Annotated in this window: 6 protein-coding genes; 1 reads left to right on the top strand and 5 read right to left on the bottom strand. The window is 55.9% G+C overall.

Annotated features, from left to right (window positions below; genetic code table 11):
- Positions 1-527 precede the first annotated feature (527 nt).
- The 5 genes from msrQ to O3306_RS22240 all read right to left on the bottom strand — a co-directional run bounded on the left by msrQ (position 528) and on the right by O3306_RS22240 (position 4,265).
- The gene (msrQ, locus tag O3306_RS22260; RefSeq protein ID WP_272011590.1) at positions 528-1,142 is read right to left on the bottom strand and encodes a protein-methionine-sulfoxide reductase heme-binding subunit MsrQ; all 615 of its coding nucleotides are present in this window, start codon (positions 1,140-1,142) and stop codon (positions 528-530) included.
- Positions 1,139-1,345 carry a GDCCVxC domain-containing (seleno)protein gene (locus O3306_RS22255; protein WP_272011588.1) on the bottom strand — a complete coding sequence of 69 codons (207 nt, stop codon included), beginning with the start codon at positions 1,343-1,345 and terminating at the stop codon, positions 1,139-1,141. The genes msrQ and O3306_RS22255 overlap by 4 nt, the downstream gene beginning before the upstream one ends.
- Before the next feature lie 130 nt (positions 1,346-1,475).
- Positions 1,476-2,375 (bottom strand): protein-methionine-sulfoxide reductase catalytic subunit MsrP, encoded by a 900-nt coding sequence (gene msrP / locus O3306_RS22250; protein ID WP_272011586.1) that lies wholly within the window; start codon positions 2,373-2,375, stop codon positions 1,476-1,478.
- A 368-nt stretch (positions 2,376-2,743) separates the two neighbouring features.
- Complete coding sequence (locus O3306_RS22245) at positions 2,744-3,382, bottom strand: YdcF family protein (RefSeq protein ID WP_272011584.1); 639 nt, start codon at positions 3,380-3,382, stop codon at positions 2,744-2,746.
- 256 nt (positions 3,383-3,638) lie between these two features.
- Positions 3,639-4,265, bottom strand: coding sequence for a rhomboid family intramembrane serine protease (locus O3306_RS22240; RefSeq protein ID WP_272011582.1), 627 nt, complete (start codon positions 4,263-4,265; stop codon positions 3,639-3,641).
- 274 nt (positions 4,266-4,539) lie between these two features.
- Here O3306_RS22240 and O3306_RS22235 point away from each other — a divergent pair, with 274 nt between their 5' ends.
- Positions 4,540-5,328, top strand: a complete 789-nt coding sequence (locus O3306_RS22235; RefSeq protein ID WP_272011580.1) for a VPLPA-CTERM sorting domain-containing protein — start codon at positions 4,540-4,542, stop codon at positions 5,326-5,328.
- Positions 5,329-5,589: the final 261 nt, after the last annotated feature.

Raw genomic sequence — 5,589 nt, 5'->3', positions numbered from 1 at the left:
ACATATCTCTTCAGATATCATCAATTTCAAAGAACGTGGAACCCAAAAGCTCCGAGACAAAATCAACCGGAAGCGCTAAAAGTTCTAGCGCGACCCGCTTCATTTACCCCAATTTTTTTCTTACCGTCTGATCCTCTGGAGCGTCGCTCCGTTGTCCCGTCTGGCGTCCCGGTGTGCATCTCTGCGCCGCCGGTGAGGTGGTATTTACGGTTTGAACCTCGGGCCCGCAACCCCTTTTTTCTGGAAACGTCATCTTTTTTCTACATTCCGCGTTTTTCCTTGGAAAAGAGTACGTTACGTACCGAAAACTTCGAAATCACCCGCCCTGACGCAACTATGTTGCCACCCCGACCAAGGGTCACACGCAACATCTTGGGGGTCTTTCACCTTGGCACCCCAGACTCGACGGCGATTCCTGTACGATTACCCTCGACTCGCCCCCTGAATCACCTCCGACTCGCGTGATTCCTGCCAAAATTTTTCGGCGAACGAGTCGTTTTCGTGATTCTGGCCCGGCGATTCCCGATTTAGGCCGCGTGAGTCTTCCGGATTCGTGCACCCGGATTAACTCGAATGGCCAGCAGTGCGAGAATCGCGCCCATATATAGGAGTGGCTCCAGCTGGAATCCCTTCACCAGCATCACGTAGTGCAGCCCGCCCAGGAAAGCGGCCAGATAGGTCAGCTTGTGCAGCTTACGCCAACGCGAACCCAGCTTTCTCACTGAACGGTTGTTGGATGTCAGCGCCAGAGGCGTCAGCACAACGAATCCGGCCATACCGATTGTGATATAAGGACGCTTCACGATATCCGCCCATATCTGGCTGAGGATGCCGATATCCAGCACCAGCCAAACCATCAGATGCAGTGAAACATATATATAGGCCAGAACACCGATGGCCCGGCGGAACCTGATCAGGTTGATGCCGATGTGGCGGCGCAGGGGCGTAATGCAGAGCACCGCGATCAGCAATTGCAGTGCCAGTTCGCCCAGCTCGTGCTCCAGCCCTTTGATCGGCTCGCGCCCCAGTCCCCCGGATTGCGCAAGATAGAGAAACCAAGGCACCGGCATCAGCCCGAGGATGTAGACCGCCCAGGTCGGCGCTCGGCGTGCAAATCCGTTGATGCGATCGATGACGCTCATCCGCAGCAGTCCATCCCACCCTGTACCGACGGACAGGGCACCGTCGTATAGGAGCAGGATTCGAAAAAATCACTTTGTTTTGGGGGCAGCACCGATTTGCAGAACTTACGTTCATTAAGCCAGCAGCAAGTATCGGCCGGCATATGCGATTGCCTGCGAGATCCGCACTCGGGGCAAGTCAGGATGAAAGTCAGTTCAGCCACGGCCCTGCTCCCTCTCTATCCATGCACTCCTCTTCGACCCCGATGAATACGGTCGGCACGCATGTGATAGAGCAGATCGCCATCGTCACCGATCCCGGCAGGCCGCCGGTCAGGAGCTTGCGGTCAACCATCAGTAGTTAATGCCAAGGTCCATACCTTGGTATAGGGCGGCAACCTCTTCGCCGTATCCGTTGAACATCAGCGTATCCTGGCGGCCGGCGAACAGACCGCCACCAATCACCCGTTCGGTTGCCTGGCTCCAGCGGCGATGGTCCACCTCGGGGTTCACATTACTGTAGAACCCGTATTCGCGTGTGTTCGCCTTTTTCCAGCTGGTCGGCGGCTCTGCGTCCGTCAGTGTGATCCGCACCACGGACTTGATCGACTTGAAGCCATACTTCCACGGCACGACCAACCGCAACGGCGCGCCATTCTGGTTCGGGATATCCTTGCCATAGATCCCCGTCGCCATAATCGTCAGAGGATTGACCGCCTCGTCAAGCCGCAGACCCTCTACATAAGGCCAGTCCAGAACCGGCGTGGCGACACCCGGCATCTCGTCGGGACGCAGCATCGTCTCGAACGCCACGTATTTTGCAGCGGTCTGCACTCCGGCCATTTCCAGAAGATCACGCAGCTCGAAACCGTTCCATGGAATCACCATCGACCACGCCTCGACACAGCGGAACCGATAGATGCGCTCCTCTATCTTCATCTTGGCCAGGACGTCCTCCAACGCATAAGCCCCCGGCCGGTCCACCAGACCGTCAATCGTGATGCTCCAGGGAGCGGTCGTCAGCATGTGGGCGTATTTGGCCGGGTCTTCCTTGCCGGTGCCGAATTCATAATAGTTGTTGTATTCGGTGATGTCCTCCCAGGGGTTCGGCTCCAACGCATCGGCGCGTGCCAGCCCCGGCAGACCGATCAGGCCGGCAGTCCCTGCACCTACCATCAACTGACGCCGATTCAGATAGACAGCTTCGGGCGTTACATCGTTTTCCGTAAGGGTGTTTTTCCAGCGCGCTGCCATGCGATCTCTCCGAGAGCTCGGGGTTACATTTTCATTCGCTATAGCAGGTGGCGCCCGACAGGGACAAAACAAGCACGCTCACGATCAAGTCTGTTCCTGTAACAATCCCACCTAGGCGCCCCGATGCGCAGGCAAGAAGCCAATGGCCTTCTATACTAGTAAGTGTGATCGCTTCATTCCTGCGCCCTCGTCGGGACGAACACGACATAAAGCTGAAGGTGCTTGTGGATCTGCGGCAAAGTCGCGGAGTAAGGCGCCAAGGAATTCAGCCCCCCTCAGTCAACCGCGACTTCAAATGGGGTATATTGCGAGGGGGCTAAGGTAGCACAGTCTACCGGCGCGCCAACCAAGCAGGTCAAACGCCCTTTTCAACGCCCCCAACACAATGCCGGCTCATTTCCCGGCCAAAGGCTCTTGGGTAACAGTGTAATGAACCACGTCGCGGCAAACTCGCCGAATGCGAACAAGTTGATTTGGTACTTGTCGTATTCATCTGAAGAGTTCGAGATCACCCGCACAACGGATATCGGACCGATCGCGTGCTGCAACGCCACCGACGCGCGCGCCATGTGTTCCTGGGAAGTAATAAGTGTAACGGCCTTTACGTCAGGCTGGTTGTCCAGCCAGCACGCCGCCTCAAGAGCATTCTCAATCGTTGTATGCGCGTCCGGGGCGAGGATGATCTGCCCGGTTGCAATCCAGTCAGTCTCATAAGAGTCCAGATTGAACTGTTTGGGAAAGCGGTCAACATTCAGCCCTGCGTCACCATTCACGCCCGTAATGAACAGCCGTTCCACTTTACCCATTGAGAGAAGTTCGAGACCTCTCTCAATGCGATCAAAATCACCGGTAAACACGATCGCGGTGCGCGGAAGCTCACTGTTACCTGCATAGGCGTCTGATCGGGTCATGAAATCATACAGAAGGAAAGCCACAACCACGGCCACAATTCCTACGAAGGAAAGCAGACGAAAGACCAAGCCTATAAAGCCAAGAATCAATCTCAAAAGGTACAACCCGTCAGATGCTGTCTCATCGTTCTTCGTTCAGTTTCCGCATCCAGCCACAAGACCCGGAGCGGAGATGGCCTTGCCTCAAGTATCAGACCAGGCTCGCGCGATAGGACGGTTGAGCCAACCGACCTGCTAAACGGACCATCGCAGACCACAGCCAGCGTTTCCAGAACCAAATATCGCAAAACCATATGGCTCACTCCCCGCTCTACACAGCGAAGCAGGTGCCAACAGTTCGGCATGTCGCCATTCAGCGATCCTTTCGCGGCTTGTTGTCGATCAGGAGCGCCCCGATCCAGCCGCCAACGAACCCGCCCAAATGCGTTTGCCATGCAAGCTGCCCCCCCATTACCCACCAGAGCACGAGGTTCAGCACCACCAGCAGCCAAACGACCCGGGCAACGTCCCAAAGGCCCTCGCGATCGTTGTCACGGTCGACATACTCCCAGGCCACGAGCGCGCCCAGAAGACCGAATAACGATCCTGATGCGCCCACCATGGGCCGAAGGCTGGGGGCCAGAAGGGCGAAGCCCGCAGCGCCGCACAGACTCGTCCCTGCATATAGAAGGATGAATTTACCCTGCCCTACCCGGTTCAGTACTGCGCGGCCCAGGGACCACAGACTGATCATGTTCACCGAAAGATGCATCCACCCTCCGTGCAGAAACGCGTATGTGACGAACATCACATAGGGCTGCGCGGCATAGTTCGGATTCCAGTTTGACAGAAGGCCTGGCCAGAACGCACCGAAATCATAAACCAGCTGGCGCAAGTGATCGGACCCGATCAGCCCGAGATCGCCAAGGCTCAGCACGGCTTCGATCACGCAGCACACGGCGATCAGGCCGTAAAGGAACAGGTGATTCGGTTTCAGCACGGCCTCCAACGCTTGGTGGTTTACCGGACACCAAAGTTCACTCTGCTCGGCCCGTCAAACGCTCTTGTCCAAAGAAACGGCGGTTCTTGCAACCCAAAGGTTACTGATCACCGGTCATTTGCCAGAAAAACATTCTCTCCCGAATGGAATCCCTGCAGATGCGGTCTCCGTTGTTGACTCGACGTGCGATGAAGCAGTATAAATCTAACCAATGGTAATTTTTAGAATCGCTCGATGGGGGAATCCCGGACAAAGGCGATGGGGGTAAATTGTGATGAATATGAAACTGTCCTTAACTTTTGCGGCGATAGCGACGCTTGTGGCGCCGGCTGCCATGGCTTCCACGATCGTAGTGGATGATTTTTCTGCGGCAGGCAGTGTAGCGGCAATTACCGATGGCAACCCCGCGACCACTGATGTGGTTGATGCGGGCATCCTCGGCGGCAATCGCTTCATGTGGGTCTCGACCGACAATGGGGCCGCTCCGTTTGGCACGACGTTTTCTGCCTTCGGCGGTGACCTTTACTTCGGCAATGACTCCAGTGTCCAAGGTCAAGCGGTTCTTGTCTATGATGGCGGTGGTGCAGGCTCAGCATTTTCTTTCACGTTCGACAGTTCGCCAGCAAACATGATTGATGTCGATACTGATGGCTTGGGTGGTGGCGCCGGTATTGATTTCCTTGCGGGTAATCCAGCTGCAAATAGGGCCCTTTCCTTCTCAGGATCGGATTTCGATACTCTTCCCAGCACGGCTACGTTCCGCGCCTATGCTTGGGACGTAGACGGCACACTGGTTGAGTATGACGAAGTGATTGGCGGGCCGGATTTCGATAGCAATCTTGGTCTGACCGCCTTCTCAACTACCGGCGGAGGTGATGGTGTCTTCGATTGGACCAAGGTGGGCGCGCTGGCATTCTCGATCGAATCGAACGCGAACAACTTTGATGGCAAACTCGGCGCGATTAGTGTAGTCCCGCTTCCTGCCTCTGCTCTGCTGCTTCTTGGCGGTCTGGGTGGTCTGACTGCGGCATCGCGCCGTCGTCGGAAAGACCGGAAAGCCTGAACACAGCTTTAACCGGAACCTAGCGTTCCGGGACGGACTAGAAAAATCATCCATGACGAACATAGTTCGTCATGGATTTTTTTTCGTTTATGGGTGTTCCGTTCGGTGCGGGGACCCTATCAGCTTCGGACTTCCATCGTACCCGTCGTATCAAGTTAGAGCGCGTTGCGCCTATTCCGATTCAGGATTCCCAAGAGGCTTGATCTGTGATTCCCTGTCTGTAAGGCAGATATGGGGGTTTGAGATGGGCAAGCCACATCC

This window comes from Roseovarius sp. ZX-A-9, from assembly GCF_028369135.1.
Classification (GTDB): Bacteria; Pseudomonadota; Alphaproteobacteria; order Rhodobacterales; family Rhodobacteraceae; genus Roseovarius.
Note: the sequence above shows the minus strand (reverse complement) of the source record. Positions and strands in the feature narration are given on the sequence as shown.

Coding starts and splice junctions, on each gene's coding strand:
- msrQ (WP_272011590.1), bottom strand. CDS start 1,142: ATGAGCGTCATCGATCGCATCAACGGATTTGCACGCCGAGCGCCGACC.
- msrP (WP_272011586.1), bottom strand. CDS start 2,375: ATGGCAGCGCGCTGGAAAAACACCCTTACGGAAAACGATGTAACGCCC.
- O3306_RS22235 (WP_272011580.1), top strand. CDS start 4,540: ATGAATATGAAACTGTCCTTAACTTTTGCGGCGATAGCGACGCTTGTG.